At 37.0% G+C, this 19,800-nt stretch carries 24 protein-coding genes and 1 pseudogene; 20 read left to right on the forward strand and 5 right to left on the reverse strand.

Going from position 1 to position 19,800, the window contains the following annotated elements; translation table 11 throughout:
• Positions 1-126: 126 nt before the first annotated feature.
• The gene (locus COE25_RS15065) at positions 127-435 is read right to left on the reverse strand and encodes a hypothetical protein (RefSeq protein WP_098933185.1); all 309 of its coding nucleotides are present in this window, start codon (positions 433-435) and stop codon (positions 127-129) included.
• Between the two features lie 251 nt (positions 436-686).
• On the opposite strand from COE25_RS15065, the gene COE25_RS15070 reads away from it, so the two are divergent.
• Positions 687-1,652, forward strand: a complete 966-nt coding sequence (locus COE25_RS15070) for a DUF1835 domain-containing protein (RefSeq protein WP_098933186.1) — start codon at positions 687-689, stop codon at positions 1,650-1,652.
• An 84-nt stretch (positions 1,653-1,736) separates the two neighbouring features.
• On the opposite strand, the gene COE25_RS15075 is transcribed toward COE25_RS15070, so the two are convergent.
• Positions 1,737-2,714 (reverse strand): ring-cleaving dioxygenase, encoded by a 978-nt coding sequence (locus COE25_RS15075; protein ID WP_098933187.1) that lies wholly within the window; start codon positions 2,712-2,714, stop codon positions 1,737-1,739.
• 286 nt (positions 2,715-3,000) lie between these two features.
• Here COE25_RS15075 and COE25_RS15080 point away from each other — a divergent pair, with 286 nt between their 5' ends.
• The 5 genes and pseudogenes from COE25_RS15080 to COE25_RS15100 all read left to right on the forward strand — a co-directional run bounded on the left by COE25_RS15080 (position 3,001) and on the right by COE25_RS15100 (position 8,732).
• On the forward strand, positions 3,001-4,233 hold the full coding sequence (locus COE25_RS15080; RefSeq protein ID WP_098933188.1) for a DUF438 domain-containing protein: 1,233 nt from the start codon (positions 3,001-3,003) through the stop codon (positions 4,231-4,233).
• A gap of 264 nt (positions 4,234-4,497) precedes the next feature.
• A pseudogene (locus COE25_RS15085) lies at positions 4,498-5,687 on the forward strand (glucose-1-phosphate adenylyltransferase).
• 138 nt (positions 5,688-5,825) lie between these two features.
• The gene (locus COE25_RS15090) at positions 5,826-6,617 is read left to right on the forward strand and encodes an HAD family hydrolase (protein WP_098933189.1); all 792 of its coding nucleotides are present in this window, start codon (positions 5,826-5,828) and stop codon (positions 6,615-6,617) included.
• Between the two features lie 345 nt (positions 6,618-6,962).
• Positions 6,963-8,342, forward strand: coding sequence for a branched-chain amino acid transport system II carrier protein (gene brnQ / locus COE25_RS15095; protein WP_098933190.1), 1,380 nt, complete (start codon positions 6,963-6,965; stop codon positions 8,340-8,342).
• A 189-nt stretch (positions 8,343-8,531) separates the two neighbouring features.
• A complete protein-coding gene (locus COE25_RS15100; RefSeq protein WP_007083691.1) occupies positions 8,532-8,732 on the forward strand; it encodes a cold-shock protein in 201 nt (66 codons plus the stop codon).
• Between the two features lie 246 nt (positions 8,733-8,978).
• On the opposite strand, the gene COE25_RS15105 is transcribed toward COE25_RS15100, so the two are convergent.
• Entirely contained in the window at positions 8,979-9,386 is a 408-nt protein-coding gene (locus tag COE25_RS15105; protein WP_098933191.1) for a hypothetical protein, read from the reverse strand.
• Between the two features lie 224 nt (positions 9,387-9,610).
• On the reverse strand, positions 9,611-10,453 hold the full coding sequence (locus COE25_RS15110; RefSeq protein WP_257208844.1) for an HAD family hydrolase: 843 nt from the start codon (positions 10,451-10,453) through the stop codon (positions 9,611-9,613).
• A gap of 251 nt (positions 10,454-10,704) precedes the next feature.
• Between COE25_RS15110 and COE25_RS15115 the strand changes: the two genes are divergently transcribed.
• The 7 genes from COE25_RS15115 to COE25_RS15135 all read left to right on the forward strand — a co-directional run bounded on the left by COE25_RS15115 (position 10,705) and on the right by COE25_RS15135 (position 12,644).
• On the forward strand, positions 10,705-10,986 hold the full coding sequence (locus COE25_RS15115; protein WP_088088473.1) for a hypothetical protein: 282 nt from the start codon (positions 10,705-10,707) through the stop codon (positions 10,984-10,986).
• A 117-nt stretch (positions 10,987-11,103) separates the two neighbouring features.
• The gene (locus COE25_RS15120) at positions 11,104-11,289 is read left to right on the forward strand and encodes a DUF2187 family protein (protein ID WP_088088472.1); all 186 of its coding nucleotides are present in this window, start codon (positions 11,104-11,106) and stop codon (positions 11,287-11,289) included.
• A gap of 207 nt (positions 11,290-11,496) precedes the next feature.
• Positions 11,497-11,667: a hypothetical protein gene (locus COE25_RS15125; protein WP_373605356.1), complete on the forward strand. Its 171-nt coding sequence runs from the start codon at positions 11,497-11,499 to the stop codon at positions 11,665-11,667.
• A 120-nt stretch (positions 11,668-11,787) separates the two neighbouring features.
• On the forward strand, positions 11,788-11,922 hold the full coding sequence (locus COE25_RS31580; protein WP_257208845.1) for a hypothetical protein: 135 nt from the start codon (positions 11,788-11,790) through the stop codon (positions 11,920-11,922).
• A 41-nt stretch (positions 11,923-11,963) separates the two neighbouring features.
• Positions 11,964-12,110, forward strand: a complete 147-nt coding sequence (locus tag COE25_RS30775; protein ID WP_179195893.1) for a hypothetical protein — start codon at positions 11,964-11,966, stop codon at positions 12,108-12,110.
• Between the two features lie 55 nt (positions 12,111-12,165).
• The gene (locus COE25_RS15130) at positions 12,166-12,309 is read left to right on the forward strand and encodes a redoxin domain-containing protein (protein ID WP_088088471.1); all 144 of its coding nucleotides are present in this window, start codon (positions 12,166-12,168) and stop codon (positions 12,307-12,309) included.
• A 17-nt stretch (positions 12,310-12,326) separates the two neighbouring features.
• Complete coding sequence (locus COE25_RS15135) at positions 12,327-12,644, forward strand: redoxin domain-containing protein (protein ID WP_098933192.1); 318 nt, start codon at positions 12,327-12,329, stop codon at positions 12,642-12,644.
• Positions 12,645-12,696: 52 nt separating this feature from the next.
• Here COE25_RS15135 and COE25_RS15140 read toward each other — a convergent pair whose 3' ends face one another.
• Complete coding sequence (locus COE25_RS15140) at positions 12,697-13,284, reverse strand: guanylate kinase (RefSeq protein WP_088088469.1); 588 nt, start codon at positions 13,282-13,284, stop codon at positions 12,697-12,699.
• Positions 13,285-13,589: 305 nt separating this feature from the next.
• On the opposite strand from COE25_RS15140, the gene COE25_RS15145 reads away from it, so the two are divergent.
• From COE25_RS15145 to COE25_RS15175, 7 genes are all read left to right on the forward strand, one after another.
• Positions 13,590-13,937, forward strand: coding sequence for a lmo0954 family membrane protein (locus COE25_RS15145; protein ID WP_088088468.1), 348 nt, complete (start codon positions 13,590-13,592; stop codon positions 13,935-13,937).
• Between the two features lie 22 nt (positions 13,938-13,959).
• Complete coding sequence (locus COE25_RS15150) at positions 13,960-14,619, forward strand: PspA/IM30 family protein (RefSeq protein ID WP_098933193.1); 660 nt, start codon at positions 13,960-13,962, stop codon at positions 14,617-14,619.
• 171 nt (positions 14,620-14,790) lie between these two features.
• Positions 14,791-15,456, forward strand: coding sequence for an LbetaH domain-containing protein (locus COE25_RS15155; protein ID WP_098933194.1), 666 nt, complete (start codon positions 14,791-14,793; stop codon positions 15,454-15,456).
• A 100-nt stretch (positions 15,457-15,556) separates the two neighbouring features.
• The gene (locus COE25_RS15160; protein ID WP_098933195.1) at positions 15,557-16,729 is read left to right on the forward strand and encodes a DUF3800 domain-containing protein; all 1,173 of its coding nucleotides are present in this window, start codon (positions 15,557-15,559) and stop codon (positions 16,727-16,729) included.
• Between the two features lie 159 nt (positions 16,730-16,888).
• Positions 16,889-17,989 carry an FAD-dependent monooxygenase gene (locus COE25_RS15165; protein WP_098933196.1) on the forward strand — a complete coding sequence of 367 codons (1,101 nt, stop codon included), beginning with the start codon at positions 16,889-16,891 and terminating at the stop codon, positions 17,987-17,989.
• Positions 17,990-18,127: 138 nt separating this feature from the next.
• Entirely contained in the window at positions 18,128-18,577 is a 450-nt protein-coding gene (locus tag COE25_RS15170) for an SgcJ/EcaC family oxidoreductase (protein ID WP_098933197.1), read from the forward strand.
• 203 nt (positions 18,578-18,780) lie between these two features.
• Positions 18,781-19,782, forward strand: a complete 1,002-nt coding sequence (locus tag COE25_RS15175; protein ID WP_098933198.1) for an LLM class flavin-dependent oxidoreductase — start codon at positions 18,781-18,783, stop codon at positions 19,780-19,782.
• The last annotated feature ends 18 nt before the right edge of the window (positions 19,783-19,800 follow it).

The following is a 19,800-nucleotide window of genomic DNA, read 5'->3' on the forward strand; positions in this document are numbered from 1 at the left end:
GTAGGACGTTGCCAGGCAAACGAAGGATAACCATTTAAGGTTGTCCTTTTTTATTGGTTTTAAATATACAAAAAAGGGCAATGACCTCAAAAATCATTGCCCTTTCCACACCTGAAATATCGAAGGCTACCGTTTCAATCTTCTTAATACCTTATCTTCAAAATCAGCCTTATTTATATCCAATCCCATAACTTCATTTCTAAAAGTCTTAAAACGTCCATTTTCTACTTCCAGTGTGAAATATCCTCTTTCACTTAAAAGGTTAATGTCCCCAATAATATTTTTCCTGAGTACAGGATCAAATAAATTTACTAAGTTAGGGTTACTTGGATGAGGTTTGAACACGCATCCTTGTTCCACACATGTTCTTATTATATTTTGGACCTTAGGATGGGCAATACTTTCAATTTTTTTGTTTACTTCGGTACTATACATATTCAATCGTCTCCTTTCCCGTCTTAAAACGATATGCAAATGACTAAACTAATATGCTTACCTAAAATAGCAATATATTAGTCTATGCTTATATTAGAAGGATATATACTTTTTCATGTTAAAATAGATAAACGCTTGTATTAGATTCTACTTTGGTATGAAGTCAAATTCATAAATTGTACAAAGTCTGTTGGTTAATCTTATTGAAATTTATGATTAATGCGAGGGATGACAAGAAATGAGGTATCGGTATGATTCACATTGTAAACGGGGATGTAGTGGGTAGTAAGCTAGGAAATCTTCCTGGAGATGTTCTGGTTTGGCGGGAAATGTATGATTTTGGTCCATTATCCGAAGATATTTCGGCGGAAAATTGGATCCATCGCAGGGCTCGTTTTTTTGAAGAAAAATTGGCTATTCCTGCTGAGTTATTTATTCGGAATTGTAAGGATCAAAATCGATTCCTTGATGAAATCCCTAGAGAGAAAGAGATTGTACTCTGGTTTGAGCACGATCGTTATGATCAAACGATGTTAATATATTTGCTAAACGAACTATCAAAAAAAGAGTGTATGAACCTATGGTTGGTGACTATTGATGAGTATGAGGGGGTAGAACCCTTTTATGGGCTTGGTCAATTATCATCTCAGCAATTGGAAGGACTTTATTATCAAAAGAAACAACTAGTAACAGATGAAAAAATAATAGAAGCTATTACTGGCTGGAGAGCATATACATCTAAGAATCCGATAGATATTGAAAAATGGATGGCTTCATCAAAAGAAAAATTACCTTTTTTAAAACAGGCATTTCAATCACACTTAAGCTACTTTCCCTCCGTGCATACAGGCCTAAATAAAGTAGAAACCTTAGTTTTAAACTATCTTTATAAAGATACATGCTCGTTTGGGGAATTATTTCAATCGATAAGTATGCAAAGAATTAATGATGGGATAAGTGATCTTTATTTTGCTGCCATGCTAAACGGGCTGATGCATGGACCATATCCATTGTTGGAATGTGATTATCCATTACCCAACTATCCAAATCCGGAACCCAATGCAAAGCTAAGGTTAACTTCCCATGGATTAGATGTTTTAACTGGACAAAAAGTTCATTGTGAATTTGTGGAACGTGATTGGTGGATTGGGGGGGTATTTCAAAAAGAGAATAAATGGTTTTGGGATGGGAACAAACTTATTAAAAAGGGTGATTAAAAGTAGTGGGGACTGACCCTTTCTAGTTAATAACAAAGAGCGAGGCACACGGCCACGCTCTTTGTGTGTTTATTTTTAAAAGAATTATTCTTTAATGAATTCTTTTGTACTTCTTATGGTATCAATCGGACGAACCAATTTCTCGATTTGTTCCCGTTTTGGTTCTAGGAATGGCGGCAATGATAATTTTTCACCTAATGTTTCATAAGACTCATCTCCCATAAATCCTGGGCCGTCTGTGGCAAATTCAAATAGAATCTGTGGTGCAACTCTTGTATAAAGTGATCCGAAAAAGTAGCGATCGACGAATCCGGATGTTTGGAATCCAAAGCTCTCCATATGCCCAATCCATTCTTCTAGAACGGAACGATCGTCGACACGGAATGCCGCATGATGTACCGTCCCAAATCCTTGGCGTGCCTGAGGAAGAACCGCATTATATTCGACTACTACCTGAGCGCCATTTCCGCCTTCACCTACTTCAAATAAATGAAACGCTCCTTCTTGCGCAATCTCTTTAAATAGAAGAACTTTTTCCATCATTTCTTTAAAGTAATCAAAATTAGCGACACGAACAAAGATCGGGCCTAATCCAGTAATCGCATAGTCTAAAGGAATCGGCCCTTTTTGCCAAGGAGTACCGGCTGCAACACCTTCATTATTTTCATCTGAAATCAATTGGTATTGCTGGTCATCAAAATCAACAAACGACAGTGTTTTTTTACCAAATTGCTCTTTAATTCCTGTATGTTTTACCTCTAAACGGTCAAAGCGTTTCACCCAATATTCGATCGCCGCATCAGTTGGGACACGGAAGGAAGTCTTTGAAATTTCATTGGTACCATGGACCCCTTTAGGAATGCCAGGAAAGTCGAAAAAGGTCATATCGGTTCCAGCACTGCCAATATCATCGGCAAAAAATAAGTGATAGGTTTGAATATCATCTTGGTTAACGGTTTTCTTAACTAAGCGCATCCCTAATACATACGTAAAAAACTCATAGTTTTTTTCTGCGCTGCTCGTAATGGCTGTTACGTGGTGCATACCTTTTAATCCATTCATAATGAATCCTCCAATTTATCCTCTATTTTGATTATTTATATTCAAATAGACTTATTTATTAAGTATCTTCTAAACTAATTTGAAATATTATCTTTAAACTAATTATCTTTAATTCGAGATAAATATAACATGAAATTAATAAACTGTCAAAAAGATTTTCCTTAAAGTTTTCTCAATTACCTTGTTAATAATGATGTAAATCACAAACAAACAGTTTTGGAAGTGTTAAGTTATTAATGAGAATAAATATCAAAAGTAATTTGCAACAGTAAAGGAGAATCCTGATATGAGTGAAATCATTAATAACCGTGAACAATTAACTAGTGAATATACAGAACGTGTAGCGATACTAAAACAACTTTTTATTGATCTTCATAATGGACGAAATCTTGATGAGGTCAAAGCACATTTGGATGCGTTTATCGGGAAAATAACCATCGATGAAATAACCCAGTTACAACATGTTTTTGTCGAAGAGGGAAGTATATCTGCTTCTGAACTTAAGCATATCTACAACCAGCATTCAGCCATTTTTCAAGGAACGATTAAAGAAGAAGACCATCAAAACGGAAGACCTGAAGACCAGGCAGGTCATCCAGTTCATACCTTTAAACTCGAAAATCAAGAGGTTGATAAGCTGTTAACAACCAAGCTTCAAGTACATTTAGAGGAGTTTGACAAAGGAGATTCAGCTGAAAATATCTATAAGCTAATCGAAGATATTAATCTCTTGCTTGATATTGATAAGCATTATAGCCGTAAAGAGAATTTGATTTTTCCTTATTTAGAAAAGTACGGGATTTTCGGCCCAACGACAAATATGTGGAGAATCGATGATTTTATCCGGGATTCGATTAAGGATGGCAGGCAAAAGCTTGCCCATTATCACGGCGACAAGCAGGCTGTTATCGGAGTTTTAAATTATGTGATTGAACAAGTAGCAGGAATGATTTATAAAGAAGAAAACATTCTCTTCCCCATGGCTTTGAAGAATTTAACAGAAGATGAATGGGTCAAAATTGCCCATGAAAGTGATGAAATTGGCTTTTGTCTGATCGCTCCTGCAGCAGAATGGAAGCCTGAAAGAAAAGCACTAGATGAACAGGCAATCTCTGAAGGCTATATTAAGATGGAAACCGGTATTCTTTCCTTAAAACAGCTAGAGCTCTTATTAAACCATTTACCCGTTGACATCACCTTCATTGACCAAGATGATGTGGTTCGGTATTTTTCACACGGAGAAGAAAGAATTTTTGCGCGGACGAAAGCAATTATTGGTCGTACCGTTCAAAACTGCCACCCGCCTAGAAGTGTCCATGTCGTAGAGGAACTGTTGGCAGATTTTAAGTCCGGCAAAAAAGAGTCTGAGGAATTTTGGATTAAGTTCAAGGATAAGTATGTCTATATCCGTTATTTTGCTGTTCGGGATGAGGACGGGAAGTACATTGGCACCCTTGAATTCACGCAAAATATTGACCCAATCAAAGCAATTGAAGGGGAAAAACGAATTCTAGAATAATATATAAAAACTGTCATTCACCGATGAGATCAATCGTCGAGAAATGGCAGTTTTTTTATAGATTGGTCATATTTTCATTGTTTGAATTTACGACAATTCGAGACAAATACAGAGTTGCGTCACTCTTAGTGTCGATAAAAAAGCAGGGCAATTTCACAAAGTTGTAACAGGTTAACCGGAAAAATGGAAGAAAACGGAGATAATAAGAGTATAAGAAGTTCCAATGACAGACTCATTCAAAAAAATTTTACGAGGAGGGAAACAATGAAACAAAAATGGGTTGCTTTGCTATTGGCTGGAGGAAGGGGAACAAGATTAAACCTGCTAACAAAATCACTAGTTAAACCAGCAGTACCATTTGGTGGGAAATACCGAATCATTGATTTTGCCTTAAGTAACTGCAAGAATTCCGGAATTGAGAACGTTGGAATTTAACGCAATACAGACCTTATGTTTTGCATTCACATCTTGGCCATTGCAATTATTGGAACTTGTATAATCGATATGGGGGCCTAACGATTCTCCCGCCATTTCAGCACAGTAACTCTGGGGTAGAATGGTATGAAGGGACATCACATGCTGTCTTTCAAAATATTGAATTTATTGAGCAGCATAAACCTGAGCATGTGCTCATTCTATCTGCTGACCAAATCTATAAAATGGATTATTCTTTGATGCTTGAGCAGCATATTGAAACAAAAGCGGACTGTACCATGGCTGTCGTAGAAGTTCCGTGGGAAGACGCGAGCCGCTTTGGTCTCGTAAAAATTGATGATGAAAGCTATAAAATTATCGATTTCGAAGAAAAACCGGAAAATCCGACCACGAATTTAGCATCGATGGGTATATATATTTTCAAATGGTCTGTTTTAAAAGAATACTTGCTACAAGAGGAGCAAAAAGAATTTACTCATCGCGATTTTGGCAAGGATATTATTCCTTCGATGCTAAGTGCAGGAATGGAGTTATTTGCCTATTATTTCAATAACTATTGGAAGGATGTAGGCACCGTTCGTAGTTACTGGGATGCCAATTTAGATCTTTTGCATAGGGAAAGTAACCTCTTCCTCCAGAATCCTGAATGGAGAATCCATACCGTCGAAAGTAATGCGCCCCCGTTATTTGTGGATGAGTCGGCTAAGGTTCACCAATGTTTACTGAGTGAAGGCTGTGAAATTTACGGTACGATCGAAAAGTCCGTTGTGTATAGCGGTGTGAAGATCGGAAAGGGGGCGCGAATTAAAAACACAGTCATCTTGCCAAATACCATTATTGAAGAGAACGCATGGATTGAAAATGCGGTCATTGGCAGCCAAACGGTAGTCAAGAATGGTGTCATCATTGTTTCGAAGGATCCCGATGGGCATTTAATGGTTGTGGGAAATAATGTAACAGTCGACCCGTCGATTCATGATATTGGATCCAAAAACAATGTGTTAACCGTATCTTCCTAAGAAAATATCTTGATGCTTGTAACACTCGATTATCGGTTCCCTTCCCTAATAAATGAATAAAAAATTAACAATTATATATTTTCAATTATTAAAATGGTAAACTAGTAAAAATATCTTTTATACAAGGGGAAGGTTACGATGATTAAAGCGATTTTTTTTGATTTAGATGATACACTGCTTTGGGATCAAAAAAGTGTGAAGGAGGCTTTTGCTGCTACGTGTAGAGTAGCTGAGGAACGGTATGGGGTCGATGCGGACCAACTCGAAGAGGCCGTTCGAGAGGCAGCAAGGAACATTTATACTTCCTATGAATTTTACCCTTTTACGCAAATGATTGGGATTAATCCGTTTGAAGGGTTATGGGGTAATTTTTTAGATGATCAGGATGATTTTAAAAAGATGAAGGAAATGGTTCCTACCTATCGAAAGGACGCTTGGACAGCTGGTTTGAAATCATTGGGCGTGGATGACACCGATTTTGGATTCGAGTTAGCGGAACGGTTCCCGCAAGAGCGCAGAAACCTGCCGTTTGTCTATGAGGAATCATTTAAAATTCTTGATACGTTAAAAAAGAATTACCAGTTGTTGCTGTTAACAAATGGTTCACCCGATCTACAAAAAACAAAACTAACCATAACACCTGAACTGGTTCCATATTTTGATCAAATTGTTATTTCAGGGGATTTCGGCAGAGGGAAGCCTGATCCGACCATTTTTGAACACGCACTCTCGCTTATGTCGGTTCAAAAGGATGAGGTCCTTATGGTGGGGGATAATTTAATGACAGACATTCTAGGAGCGAATCGGGCAGGAATCAAAACGGTTTGGATTAACCGTCATGACAAAGCCAGAAATGAAGTTATCCCTACTTATGAGATTACCCATTTGGAAGAACTATTTCCATTATTAGAGGAATTAAAGAAAAAATAGAAAAAACAAACAAGTTGAAGATTGCCGTTTATATAGGGAGTTTCCTATATATACGGCAATTTTTTGTATAGATGAAAATGGTGTGCAACAATTATGGTAATTATTTTTCTAGAAAAGTATTGATGAGAAAAATGAAAAATATATCATTTTCACAACTATTTACCAAAAGCTTATTAAATAGGTTGAAAAATAAACATATCTTCTTTCGAAATTATCAAACTAATCTCAAAAATAGGTTGAATTTTTCTCAAGAGGATAGTAATATTATTCTCGGAATATATCATTATATAAATTTTTTTAGAATTAATTATTTAGGAAGAGAACATCTAGGCGGGAGTAGCTAATATGCAAAATAAATTACCATTTTCAAGGTATTTCGTTATAGGAGTAATGTTGTTTGCCTTGTTTTTCGGGGCAGGGAATTTAATTTTTCCAGCAGCACTTGGTCAAAATGCAGGGTCAAATGTGTGGATGGCGGTGACAGGCTTTTTAATTACCGGAATTGGGCTTCCGTTTCTTGGAATCCTGGCAATCGGGTTCTCGGGGAGCAAGAACTTAGAGGAGCTGGCAAGCAGGGTCCACCCGCTATATGGGGTTATTTTCACATCGATTCTTTATTTGACGATTGGGCCATTTTTTGCCGCACCTAGGACGGGCGCAGTAGCCTATGATATTGGGATCTCACCGTTTTTAAGTGAAAGTTTTGGTCAAATTGGATTATTTGTATTCACTGGTTTGTTTTATATTGTGACCTTGTGGTTTTCATTAAACCCAGCAAAGCTTGTGGACCGTGTGGGGAAAATCTTATCTCCTGCTATTATCATTTTAATTTTTATCTTATTAGTAATGGTTATTGTCAAGCCACTCGGTTCAATTGAGGCACCACAAGCAACATATGCAAACGGGGCGTTCATGAAAGGATTTATGGAAGGTTATAACACAATGGATGCACTTGCATCGCTTGTATTTGGGATCATCGTTATCAATTCAATTCGTTCGATGGGTGTAACGTCTACACGAGGTATCCTTATAGCATCAGCTAAGTCTGGACTGATTGCGACCATTTTTCTTGGAATCATCTACGTTGGCGTTGCTTATTTAGGGGCGTCAAGCACAAGCGTGTTCGGACTTTTTGATACTGGAGGTCCTGTTCTGGGGAAGGCATCTTCCTATTATTTTGGAACATTTGGTACGGTTATGTTGTCGGTTATTATCTTACTCGCTTGTCTAACAACGAGCATCGGCTTGATGACAGCTTGCGGCGAATACTTCCATACACTGGTACCGAAAATCAGTTACAAAATGTGGGTGCTTTTCTTTTCGCTCATTTCGTTTGTTATCGCAAACTTTGGTTTAGCGAATATCATTAATTTTTCCATACCTGTATTAATGTTTTTATATCCATTGTCGATTGCCTTAATGCTGCTGACTTTTTTGTCCAAGCTGTTTAACCATTCACAGATTGTTTATGTATCTGCCATTTCAGTTACCTTTATGATCAGTATTATCGATGGGCTTAAAACATTCTGCGATCTGGTTGGCATCGATTATTTTAGGTGGCTAGCGCAGATTGTTTCGTATTATGATCGAGTATTGCCTTTTTATAACAAGGGGCTCGGCTGGCTGCTGCCTGTTTTGGTTACCATCTTAATAACAGGGATTTTTGTCAGTGTGCAGAATTTCTCCGCACACCGCGTAAAGAATAAGACTGAAAGTGCCTTATAGCATTGTAAAAACATCAAAAAATAAAATTAATCCTAAATACCTATTTGCATTCCTTACTAATCTCTGTTATAGTAAGGAAGAATTATTTTTGTTAGTCGGTAGGATAATAAGTGCTAAACTTTCTGTCTTGAAGATCTGAGCAAGGATAGTAACACAATGTGTGCACAGCACACGAGGAGGAAACAACAAATGGAACAAGGTAAAGTGAAATGGTTTAATGCAGAAAAAGGATTCGGATTCATCGAACGCGAAGCAGGAGACGATGTATTCGTACACTTCTCAGCTATCCAAAGCGAAGGTTTCAAATCTTTAGACGAAGGTCAAGCTGTAACATTTGAAGTAGAACAAGGTCAACGTGGACCCCAAGCTACTAACGTTCGTAAAGCATAATAAGACCCAAAATATAAAAAGACTCTCTTTATGGGAGTCTTTTTTTGTTGGTAAAATTTGGTCAAATAAAAAACCCTACTCTGCAGTTGAGTAGGGCGGTCTTATGAAAACGTAAAGTAAATGGTAAACAAAGTATAGCATACATTCCTTCCAATCCCTAATCTTTTTAAATTGATAGAAAATTACAAACTATAATTCCTTTATAAGTTCATATAGGATGAATATTTAAGGTGAAGGTTCAATAAGTTAAGAAGTAACTCGGGTTTGTTTTTGATAACGTGTTTTTAAGGTTCCTGTTGGCTTTTCCCAAAAGTAAGGCAAGTGGACAGTATTTTGATTGAATATTTCTATTAATTCATAAAAATTCTTCATTTCATATAAATTAAAGGCGACACCATTTTCGGTTTTTACCTGAAAATAACGTGTTGTTGTGTTATTTTCACCTGCAGATTCTCTTTCGTAATAGTGGGTTTCGGTAACTTGCTCCCAGGCGTAGTCGTTTACAAAGATTCCTTTTCGCTTATTAATGATTGTGACAGTGAACCCTTTTTCACGACAGGAAACGGTGGTGTCGTTGCCAAAGTATCGCATCCACAAAAAAATGACAACTCCAATCACAAAGAAAATCGAACCGATCCAAATATTGAGAAACATGAATCCAATCCCTATAACACCAAAAATGATTCCAAAAACAACGGAAGATTTGGAAGAAGTTTTATTCGAAAATTCTCTGTTAATGAAAATCCCCCCTTAGTAAGAAGGGTATGCAGTCCTTGGTTTTAAATGACTGGACGTGCCTTACAGACTATATAAAAATTAAACGACAAACAACTGCATCCCTCATTTTGAGGTGACGCAGTTGTTTAAGCAGAAAAATTTCAGTTGTTTAATATAGATCGTTGCTCTTCTGTGTTCAATAATTGTAAAAGCTCTCGAACAGCATAGGCAAATCCATCTTCGTCATTAGTCTTTGTGATGATATCGGCTTTTTGCTGAACATGGACAGGGGCATTTCCCATGGCAACTGAAGTGGTGGCTACTTCAAACTGGGCAAGGTCATTGCCGCCATCCCCAAAAGCGATTATTTCATCAAAAGAAAGATTCAACATTTTTTGGTAACGTAATAGAGCTTTTCCTTTATGTGCTTCGTTTGAAGTGATTTCTACATTATTTGGAAATGAGGAAGCGATCGAAATATCAAATTTCCCTGCTAATGCCGCTTTAACCTCCGCTATCATTTCTATTTGCTCCGGGTGTACCAAGGCAATAAGTTTATAGATTTTTAGATTGTCTTTTTCAAGAATTTCATCATAATTGAATTCTTGAAAAAGGGTATCGAGCTCTTGTTTACTTTTCCCATGCAATGGAGGCAATGTCGAGGGAAAACCGCCATAATTGGTGTAAACCAAAATACCAACGCCGAGTTCTTTTAATATCGTAAAAATACTTTTATAGGTTGAAACTGTTAATGTAGCCTCGTACAGCATTTCTCTCGTTTCTGAATATAAAACGGAACCATTGATACAAAAAATCGGAATCTCCATATTTTGAACGGCTTTTAATTTAATGACATCAGCGTAAGCACGACCTGTGTTCAAAATAAGGCAGTGGCCTGAGTCCTTCAATTCGTTTAAGGCCTTCACATTCTCCACGCTTATTTCATGCTGAGAGTTTAATAAGGTACCATCTAAATCGATTGAAATACATTTCATATTTGTCATATTTCCTTTCCATTCCATCATAAAACTACTATAGCAGATTTTAATCCGAAAATGTGTTTCCAAATTTATGTTGGTGCCTGACACCATGTTACACGAAAGGATGTTTGGATATTTGCCATGATCGTTGAATTAACTTTTTTATCTTCTATAATGAAAACAATAACTTAATGGAGGATTTATTTTTTTTTAAATCCTCACGTTCCTTTTTCACGAATCGTTTTTATCGATTAAAAGTTAAGGGGTGACTGGTGATGATTTTGAGAAGTAGCGAAATTACTGGATTTCTAAATCATTTTGATAAGTATGCTAATTGGGATGGGACGAAATATTTTCTTACCTTAAATACAGTCAGTCCGAATGGAACGCTTACGATTATGAAGTATCCTGATGGAAAGTTTACCTACCACCGAAAAAACGAACATTATTGGGACATTAGAGAAATAGATATTGAATTAGAAATGCTCTCGGACATTATTTGGGGATTTAGGAAAACCATAAATAAACTTATTTTAGAAAGTACGATCGTCCTTTAATTGTTCTGATAAAGCGAAGCCTTTGACCCTTCAAAGGCTTTTTTTCTGATCATTTTCCTTACAGATGGAAAGTATTTTTTCGGGAATTATTGGTTAATATAAAGTCGAGGTGATGGAATGGCTACGGCAAATATTGGCGATGTTATTTCCTTTAGTCGTGAAGGGAAAAATCATGAAGGTGTCGTTTCTGGTATTAGGGAAAATTCTGTTATGGTCCAATATGGTTATTCGAAAGATAAGGATGAACCACTTACTACCATTGTAAACCATAAAAATTACAAAATTAAGAAGTCGAAAAGTTGACCCACCAGGTTTACATAATAGTTTGATATAAACCCCTAAATGTAAAATAAGCCAGAAAAAACTTAAGTGAAAAGAAAAAATGATAAGTACAAAATTCGAGTGAGGGACTAAGTCTCTACTCGATTTTTTTTTGTGATAAAAGTAGTTAAATGATAAATTCAGAAAAATTAAATTATTAATTAACAAACGGAGGTGATAATAATTGGAATGATTAGCTTTATGGGACTCATTGGGGCAGAGACCATCATTCCTCTATTTTTGCAGCGGATGCGGGAATTTACGGCCGTTGAGGCAGGAATAGCACTATTACCGGGTGCGCTTATTAGCGGATGGATGGCACCGATTATATTTATTAATAAAACAGCAGAGAACGCTTAGGAACAAATTTCTTTGTTTATTAGCGTTCTTTTTTATTAAGCTTTTTCCGTTATGTAAAAAATAACGAACGAATGAACCTACAAATAAGGTTCATAATAAGTAACAAAAAGGAGGGGAAGTATGGACCAGAAGTATAATACGGATAATGATGCCAATATTGAATTAAAGAAGGCGTTAAGCAAAAGTCAGCCCAGAAGTAATCCAAACATGAGTGAGGCAGAGCAGAAACTAAAATTTCAAAACAAGAAGAGCTAACGGACGATCATAGTGCATCCCCTTTTACTGGAGGTGAGATAATGCCAAAGAATAATCCAATTGAATATACTGGGAAAGTTCTAGACCAGAGAAATGACCTTACAGGTCCAGATGAAGGGAAGGCTTCCTATCCAAATCGACCAAAGCATGTTCCAATTCAGGACCCAGCCAGCAATAAAGGTAAATAATTTATGAGGGTACTGAACGGAATTTCTTAGTTAGACTAGAAAGGAGGAATAGATCTTGGAAGCGTCTTTGAATATTGGCGAGATGGCCCCAGACTTTTCATTATCGGCGACGACAACAGAAAAGATTGCCTTATCTGATTATCGAGGGAAGCAAAACATAGTTGTTGCCTTTTATGGAATGGATTTTACACCCGGCTGAATTAAGGAAATATCCTCTTGGAAAGAGGATTACAAACGATTCGAGCAATGCAATTAGATGCTGAAGTACTAGCTATTAGTGTGGATCATATCCACTCCCATAGAGTTTTTGCAGCGAGTATGGGAACCCTGCCATATCCTTTATTGTCAGATTGGTTTAAACAAACGGTAAAAAGTTACTATGTACTTAACGAAAAAGGCGGAACGGCGATTCGTTCAGTCTTTGTGGTGGGTAAAACTGGCGTGATAACCTACATAAACACCTCATTTAAAGCTGATAAAAAAGAAGATTATGAAGCGGTTTTTAAAGAACTTGAAAAGTTAACAAACCAGTGAATTGAAATAAAGTGTCAGGCACCCAATATGCCTGACACTTTATTATTTCTGCTTAATCAGTAACTATGAAACCTCTTTCAAGGAAACCTTCAATGACTTCACTTATTTGGTAGGAAACTTGAGGCGAATCATAATTTTCAAAGGCATGTTCACAACTGTTTTTATAGTTCATGGTTTCATCATAATGGGCCATATGGCGGGCAATGTCTTGATCATTATCTTTGCGTTCCTTTTGTCTCTTAATAACCGTATCGCGGTCGGCATAAATGAAAAAGCGCATGACACGATCACCATACATTTTCTTTAATTTTTCTGTTCCCTCAGGATTTAATGTTAGGTAGACAAGGGTATGGGATTCAAATGCCTTAACAATATCCTCTTCGCGAATGCCATAGTGTATTCCATCGATGTCAACGCTTTCAAGAAATTCCTGGTTCTCTTGCATTTTTTTGAACGTTTCATCGTTAATAAAATGGTAGTCTTCCCCATTTTTTTCGTAATGACGAGGAGATCGAGTCGTGTAAGAGAGCACCGTTTCCATATCAAACGCGGTCGCAACCATTTTGGCAACCGTTTTTCTCCCTGAACCATCTGGTCCTGTGTAAATGAATAGCTTTTCTTTATTTTTGATTTTATACATAGATAACCTCCTGAAAATGGATTATATAAAAAAGAATCTACCTGACGGCAAATGCTTTTTAGTATTACACCATAAAATGGTTGGATTGGGATAATTTAATTATAACAGATAGATAGAGAATGGAAAGTTTGACCTTTTTGATTTTTTTTGTGAATTACGTTGTTCCTTAAATATATTCAATACTAAGCAGTCCGATTGCATCTACGTCTTAAGTCTGAGGGAAAAATCAAGCTCAAGCGCAATTATGAAAAGGATTGAAAAAAGGTAAGATGAAATCAAGATAAAGAACGAAGGAGGAAAATAACATGAAAAAATTTGGTTTACTTTTAGCCGGCGGACTAGCAGCGGTCATCTTACTTAAAACAATTGGTCCGATTATAGGGTTACTCGTAAGTCTAGCGATTCTTTACTTCATCTATAAACAATTTTTGAAGGCGGAATCAACAGGTTGGAAAATTGGGTTAGTCATCATCGGCTTAATTGTACTTTCAGCAACCATCCACCATATTCCAGCACTCATCGGAGTCGGAGCAGCTTATGTACTGTTCCTTGTTTATAAACAGTGGAATAAAAACAAAAAGCCGCCTGTGAACAAGGAATCCGATCCATTTGAAAATTTTGATAAACAATGGAATGAATTAAAAAAAAATTAATTTAAAAGGGGAAAAGTGAACAATGGCAAACTTATTAACTAAAATTAAAGATCTCATTATTGCTGATTTGAATGAAACGCGTCAACATAAAGAAAAACAAAATCCGATTGATTTGCTCAATCAATACCTTCGCCAATGTGAGCAGGAGACGGAGAAGGTTGGCAAGCTTATCGAACGTCAATCTAGCTTAAAGGAAGAATTTACAAGAGAATATCATCAATCAACTGAGCGAGCAGAAAAAAGAAAGTACCAGGCAGAGATTGCTTCAAAAGCAGGAGAAACAGAGCTTTATCAATTTGCTTCAGCGGAGCATCAACAATATATAGAGCGTGCAGAGCGCCTGAATGCTTCTCTTGCACAAGTGACTGAGCAGTTAACTGAATTAGAAAGAAAGCATGAAGAAATGAAGCAAAAGTTAAAGGATATGCATCTTCGACGGATGGAATTAATGGGCCGGGAAAATGTAACACGGGCTAATATTAAAATAAATCAGGTATCAGAGTCAAATTCATATTCGGACCAATTTACATCAAAGTTTAAGGATATTGAAAACTATCTGGAACGATTAGAACACAAGGTAAACCATTCCTACTTCCAAAGTACAATTGATGCACGGGTGGAGCAGTTAGAAAAAGAAATGAATAAACAGGATGATCATCCTGTAAACCTAACAAAAGAATAATCATAAAAGGGCAGTGATTTAGGAATCACTGTCTTTTTGTTCACTAAAAGAAGTACCCATCCGTTCCATTTGAAAAATTGATCCTGATCTGGTTGGGTACTAATTTAGAAAAACCTACGTATATGTAGTATGAATAATTAAAAATCCCGTTATTTGAAAGGGGAATTTATTTTGTGGCATTATCTCAATAATGTAAATGGTCCTTTTAATATTTATAGTTACTTTGTAGGTTCGAATCCGGTAACTTCCGTAAATCCCACACCAATTTTTCCAAAAATAAATAAAACGGCATTTTTAAGCCCTTTTACCTATATTGTCGGCGACGTTACGATTCGGAATAATACGTATGTCGGTCCCTTCGTCAGTATCCGCGCAGATGAAGGGACGCCTTTCTTTATCGGAAGCAACTGTAATTTGCAGGAGGGAGTAATCCTTCATGGCTTAAAAAACAAACATGTAGAGGTTAATAATAGGAAATATTCAGTCTATATCGGCGATGAGGTATCCTGTGCCCACGGAGCATTGATCCATGGTCCCTGTCAGATTGATAAAAAGGTATTTATCGGTTTTAAGGCAATTGTTTATCATGCCCAGGTCGGAGAAGGAAGTTTCATCGCCTCGGGGGCAGTTGTTACTGGTGGAGTAACGCTAAGGCCTGGCAGCTTTGTTGCACCAGGCGCTCATATTGATAATCAGAAAAAAGCCGATTCCTTATCAAATGTTCCTAAAAATGAACAGGAATTTGCCCATGAGGTCCAGCGGGTAAATCAAGAATTTCCATCTGCTTATTCGTTTGTTTTTGGAAAAAATCGCTGTACTTGCGGTTTATCGTGCTAATCAATGAATTTAATAAGGGGAAAATTAACTTTTGAAGGTTTTAGATCATATTTTGTTGAAATAAGTACCTAAAGAAAGAATTTTTGGGTGAGGTGGGAGAATGAACGATATCCAATTCGCGTTTATTGATGAATCTGGTGATTATAGTTTTGATTTTGAAAATAAAGATGTTTCGACCCACTTTATTATCGTTTCTATTCTAGCAAAAGAGTCAAATAAAGAGTTGTTAGAACAGGAAGTTGAAAAGGTGAGACAAAAATACTTTCAAACCGACGAAATGCATACTGATAAAATTGATAACCCTCATCTAAGAATTCAACTATTAAATGAACTAAAGGATTTACCGTTCAATATTTATGCTTATGTCGTCGATAAAAGAAAAATTAGAGAAGATAGCGGCATCACGTTTGAAAAGACGTTTATCAAATTTATGAATCGGTTAATCTATGATGACTTAAATCGAACGTTTGACCAACTGGATCTTGTGTTAGTGGAACAAGGAACGAAAGAATTCATGACTGAATTTAAAACGTATATAGCAGAAAAAAGTGTTCCAGATTTATTTAATTATTCCACCTTTGGGTTTAATCACAGTAAATCAGAAATAATTCTTCAACTGGCTAATTTAATCGCTGGGACGATTGCAAAAGGTTATGATCAAACCCAGTACTCGGAACATTATCCGCTTTTTCATAAAATCATCAAAAAGAAAATCATCGCCATTAATTTATGGCCGCAAAACTATAAAAACTATTTACATGATTACATATCAAGGAATCAGGACTCTCAATTTGATGAGGTTATTTTTAAACAATCGGTTAATTTGGCCCTTCAATACCTTGAAAAGAATAAAAAGAGTGAGGATGCGGATGAAAAAATTAGGATAGATTTACTCAAGTTCCTGTTATTTAATCTGCGAGAAAATCCTAATGAATATGTCTATACCCAAGAAATTTTAGATAATTTAAATGCAATCAGAGTGAACAAAATTAATCATCATTACTTTAGATCGAACATCGTTTCCAAACTTCGTGATAGTGGGCTGTTAATTGCCAGCAGCAATAAGGGATATAAACTGCCGGTTTGTTTAACAGACTTATATGATTTTGTTCATTTATCGAGCCTAACCATACACCCGATGATTCAAAGAATATCCAAGTGTCGAAATCAAGTTCTACTTGCCACCAACAATGAAATTGATATTCTCGAAAACTATGAATATGAATATCTTAAAAAAATTATTGAATTGGAAAAATTAGCGGTTACTGAATAAAAGGTCAGTCCCCACAACATCCATAGTTGTGCGGGCCTGACCTTTTTTTAGATTGACCAAATACGACAAATTTGTTATTCTATAATTAACTTTTTTTCTTATAAGAAAACTTTTGAAGATAATTTTTTCATAAATAAATATTACCAGAAGGTGAATAAATTGAAGCTGCAGGCAGATGTTTGTATTGTGGGTGGCGGACCAGCAGGGACATTACTAGGGTTTTTATTGGCTAAAAACGGTGTATCAACTATTTTAATAGAACGTTCTACTGGAGTTAATCGGAAATTTAGAGGTGAACATATAAATTCTGAAACAGAAGCCATTTTAAAAGCACATCAATTGTTTGAAAAGATAGAAGAGCTAGGCATACTTAAAATGAAAAAAGTTGAATTCTTTGCTGGCAAACATATCGTCCAAACAATTATCCCTTTAACGGATGAGGATCACGTAGGAATTCATGTTCCTCAAGCTAATTTACTGAGTGCAATCAACCAAGAATCAGACCAATATAAAAACTACCGTCTTCTTTTTAACACAACAGTAACCGAATTAATGCAGGATGAGCAGGGAGTCTATACTGGTGTGAAAGCAATAAAGGACGGTCATGAAATAATGATTTCAAGTTCCGTTGTCGTTGGTGCGGATGGCCGCTTTTCAACTGTCAGAAAGCTTGCAAAGATACCAACGGTCGAGATGACGCATGGATATGACGTATTGTGGGCCAAAATTCCCGCTCCTGCAGGATGGGAGCCAACAACAAGAATGGTGCATGTCAATGGACATCAGCTTGCCTTGTTCACACAGACGGGAGGATTCATCCAAATTGGCTGGAATATTGAAGAAGGATCCTTTCCTTCATTAAGAAAACAATCATTACAGCCATTTCTTGAACCATTGATCGAAAGCTTTCCGGAATTGAAAGAGTTGGTCTTACAGCATCTAAGTACCTGGAAGAACTTTGTTCCCTTAAAGGTACAAAGCTCCCGTTCTGAAACGTGGGTAAAGGACGGATTAATCATCATCGGAGATGCAGCGCACACAATGACTCCTACAGGTGCAATCGGCATTAATTGTGGGATGAAGGACGCTCATGTGCTAGCGCCGATCTTAACCGAAGCCCTTATGGATAAAAACATCACGGCACAGAGATTAAAAACATTTGAAGTGAGTAGAAAAACTGAAATCAAAGTACAACAAGAAATGCAAATACAACAAGAAACGTCATTTTCGGAAAAATTTGCTCAGTTTGCTCTAAATTAAATAATGGACCTTCACCTACATCTTTTAATGGAGTGGGAGAAGGTCCTTTTTTATTTGTGAGAACCTGACCTCAAAGTTGAAAAGAAGGAATGGATTGTTTTACGATAATATCAAAGCCATGAGAGGAGTTATTAAATTATGATGAATTCTGATTCTAAAGAAGTACAAGCAGTTTATAAAAAGCTTTTGGAGGCGTGGAATGAACGCAGTGCAGAGGGGATGGCAAAGTTATTTACGGATGATGGCGAGAGTATCGGATTTGATGGAAGTCAATCTATTGGCATACAAGAAATATTTTCACACCTACAGCCAATTTTTGAACACCATCCAACGGCACGGTTTGTAAGTAAAGTGAAGGATGTACGTTTTCTAACTTCAGAGATCGCTATTTTGCGGGCAATTGCAGGAATGGTGCCACCAAAACAATCAGACATTAACCCTAACGTGAACACACATCATACGCTTGTTGTTGTAAAAGGAGACGGGAACTGGCGTATTCAATTGTTTCAAAATACTCCAGCCCAGTTTCATGGCAGACCTGAATTAGTGGAAAAAATGACTGATGAGCTGAGAGAGTTATTAAAATAAAGCTGCTTGTTCTTGTACTTAAGTACATAAAAGTCACTTATTATTATTACAATAATAATGTTTCGGAAAGAAAAGGGTGTCAGGCACCATGTGAAAAATTCACATGGTGCCTGACACCCTTTCCCTGCTAAGCATTTATTTTTGATTTATGCCTTCCTATTGTTACTATAGTAGTAATCTCTCTAAGGAAAGGAATTATAAATATGGCAACAATTAATATACCTGTATCTGTTTTGAATTTAGCTCCGATTCGGAAGGGACAAAACCCAAGCCAAGCGATCGAGTCAATGGTCGACCTTGCCCAAGCAGTCGAGAAAATGGGCTATCAACGCTATTGGATCGCAGAACATCATAATACAGCTACCCTTGTCAGTTCAGCTACATCCATATTAATAAAACATGTATTAGAACATACGAGTACCATTCATGTTGGATCAGGTGGGATCATGCTGCCCAATCACTCACCGCTAGTAGTGGCTGAACAATTCGGTACTATGGCCACGATTTACCCAAATCGTGTGGACCTCGGTCTGGGCCGTGCACCTGGAACAGATATGATGACGGCAAGTGCCCTAAGACGATCGAAAAATGATCCAGTTTATACTTTCCCAAATGATGTCCAAGCCTTACTTACGTATTTTGGCCCAGCAGATCAGCAAAGCTATGTGAAAGCCTATCCTGGCGTTGACACGAATATTCCGATATATATACTCGGTTCTTCCACTGATTCAGCGTATTTGGCGGCAAGCTTGGGTCTTCCTTATGTATTTGCGTCCCACTTTGCACCAAGATATATGGAAGAAGCAATCTCAATCTATCGGAGTCGTTTCCAGCCTTCTGAATATTTGGATAAACCATATATGATGGTTTGTTTAAATGTTATTGCGGCCGAAACGGATGAGGAGGCACAATTTTTATCGACAACGATGCAACAGTTTTTCCTAAATGTTGTTCGTGGTACACAAAATCCGCTACAACCACCCGTTGAAAACTTGGATGAGCTTTGGAGCCCAATGGAAAAAGAAATGGCGGCATCGAAGCAAAGTGTGACGTTGATAGGGAGCAAGGAAACAGTCCGCCAACAGTTGACTAAGTTCCAGGACTATTATCATGTCGATGAACTCATGGCCGTATCGTATATTTTTGACACTGAAAAACAAAAACGTTCGTATGAAATATTAAAAGAAGTAGTCGACGGCCACTAAACCATACGAAAAGGACCA

It is taken from the genome of Bacillus sp. AFS031507, from assembly GCF_002584635.1.
Taxonomy (GTDB): domain Bacteria; phylum Bacillota; class Bacilli; order Bacillales; family Cytobacillaceae; genus Neobacillus.

Excerpts from the sequence above, each read along its gene's own strand:
- COE25_RS15065 (WP_098933185.1), bottom strand. The coding sequence starts at position 435 with ATGTATAGTACCGAAGTAAACAAAAAAATTGAAAGTATTGCCCATCCT.
- COE25_RS15070 (WP_098933186.1), top strand. The coding sequence starts at position 687 with ATGATTCACATTGTAAACGGGGATGTAGTGGGTAGTAAGCTAGGAAAT.
- COE25_RS15075 (WP_098933187.1), bottom strand. The coding sequence starts at position 2,714 with ATGAATGGATTAAAAGGTATGCACCACGTAACAGCCATTACGAGCAGC.
- COE25_RS15080 (WP_098933188.1), top strand. The coding sequence starts at position 3,001 with ATGAGTGAAATCATTAATAACCGTGAACAATTAACTAGTGAATATACA.
- COE25_RS15090 (WP_098933189.1), top strand. The coding sequence starts at position 5,826 with ATGATTAAAGCGATTTTTTTTGATTTAGATGATACACTGCTTTGGGAT.
- brnQ (WP_098933190.1), top strand. The coding sequence starts at position 6,963 with ATGCAAAATAAATTACCATTTTCAAGGTATTTCGTTATAGGAGTAATG.
- COE25_RS15100 (WP_007083691.1), top strand. The coding sequence starts at position 8,532 with ATGGAACAAGGTAAAGTGAAATGGTTTAATGCAGAAAAAGGATTCGGA.
- COE25_RS15105 (WP_098933191.1), bottom strand. The coding sequence starts at position 9,386 with ATGTTTCTCAATATTTGGATCGGTTCGATTTTCTTTGTGATTGGAGTT.
- COE25_RS15110 (WP_257208844.1), bottom strand. The coding sequence starts at position 10,453 with ATGACAAATATGAAATGTATTTCAATCGATTTAGATGGTACCTTATTA.
- COE25_RS15115 (WP_088088473.1), top strand. The coding sequence starts at position 10,705 with ATGATTTTGAGAAGTAGCGAAATTACTGGATTTCTAAATCATTTTGAT.
- COE25_RS15120 (WP_088088472.1), top strand. The coding sequence starts at position 11,104 with ATGGCTACGGCAAATATTGGCGATGTTATTTCCTTTAGTCGTGAAGGG.
- COE25_RS15125 (WP_373605356.1), top strand. The coding sequence starts at position 11,497 with ATGATTAGCTTTATGGGACTCATTGGGGCAGAGACCATCATTCCTCTA.
- COE25_RS31580 (WP_257208845.1), top strand. The coding sequence starts at position 11,788 with ATGGACCAGAAGTATAATACGGATAATGATGCCAATATTGAATTAAAG.
- COE25_RS30775 (WP_179195893.1), top strand. The coding sequence starts at position 11,964 with ATGCCAAAGAATAATCCAATTGAATATACTGGGAAAGTTCTAGACCAG.
- COE25_RS15140 (WP_088088469.1), bottom strand. The coding sequence starts at position 13,284 with ATGTATAAAATCAAAAATAAAGAAAAGCTATTCATTTACACAGGACCA.
- COE25_RS15145 (WP_088088468.1), top strand. The coding sequence starts at position 13,590 with ATGAAAAAATTTGGTTTACTTTTAGCCGGCGGACTAGCAGCGGTCATC.
- COE25_RS15150 (WP_098933193.1), top strand. The coding sequence starts at position 13,960 with ATGGCAAACTTATTAACTAAAATTAAAGATCTCATTATTGCTGATTTG.
- COE25_RS15160 (WP_098933195.1), top strand. The coding sequence starts at position 15,557 with ATGAACGATATCCAATTCGCGTTTATTGATGAATCTGGTGATTATAGT.
- COE25_RS15170 (WP_098933197.1), top strand. The coding sequence starts at position 18,128 with ATGATGAATTCTGATTCTAAAGAAGTACAAGCAGTTTATAAAAAGCTT.
- COE25_RS15175 (WP_098933198.1), top strand. The coding sequence starts at position 18,781 with ATGGCAACAATTAATATACCTGTATCTGTTTTGAATTTAGCTCCGATT.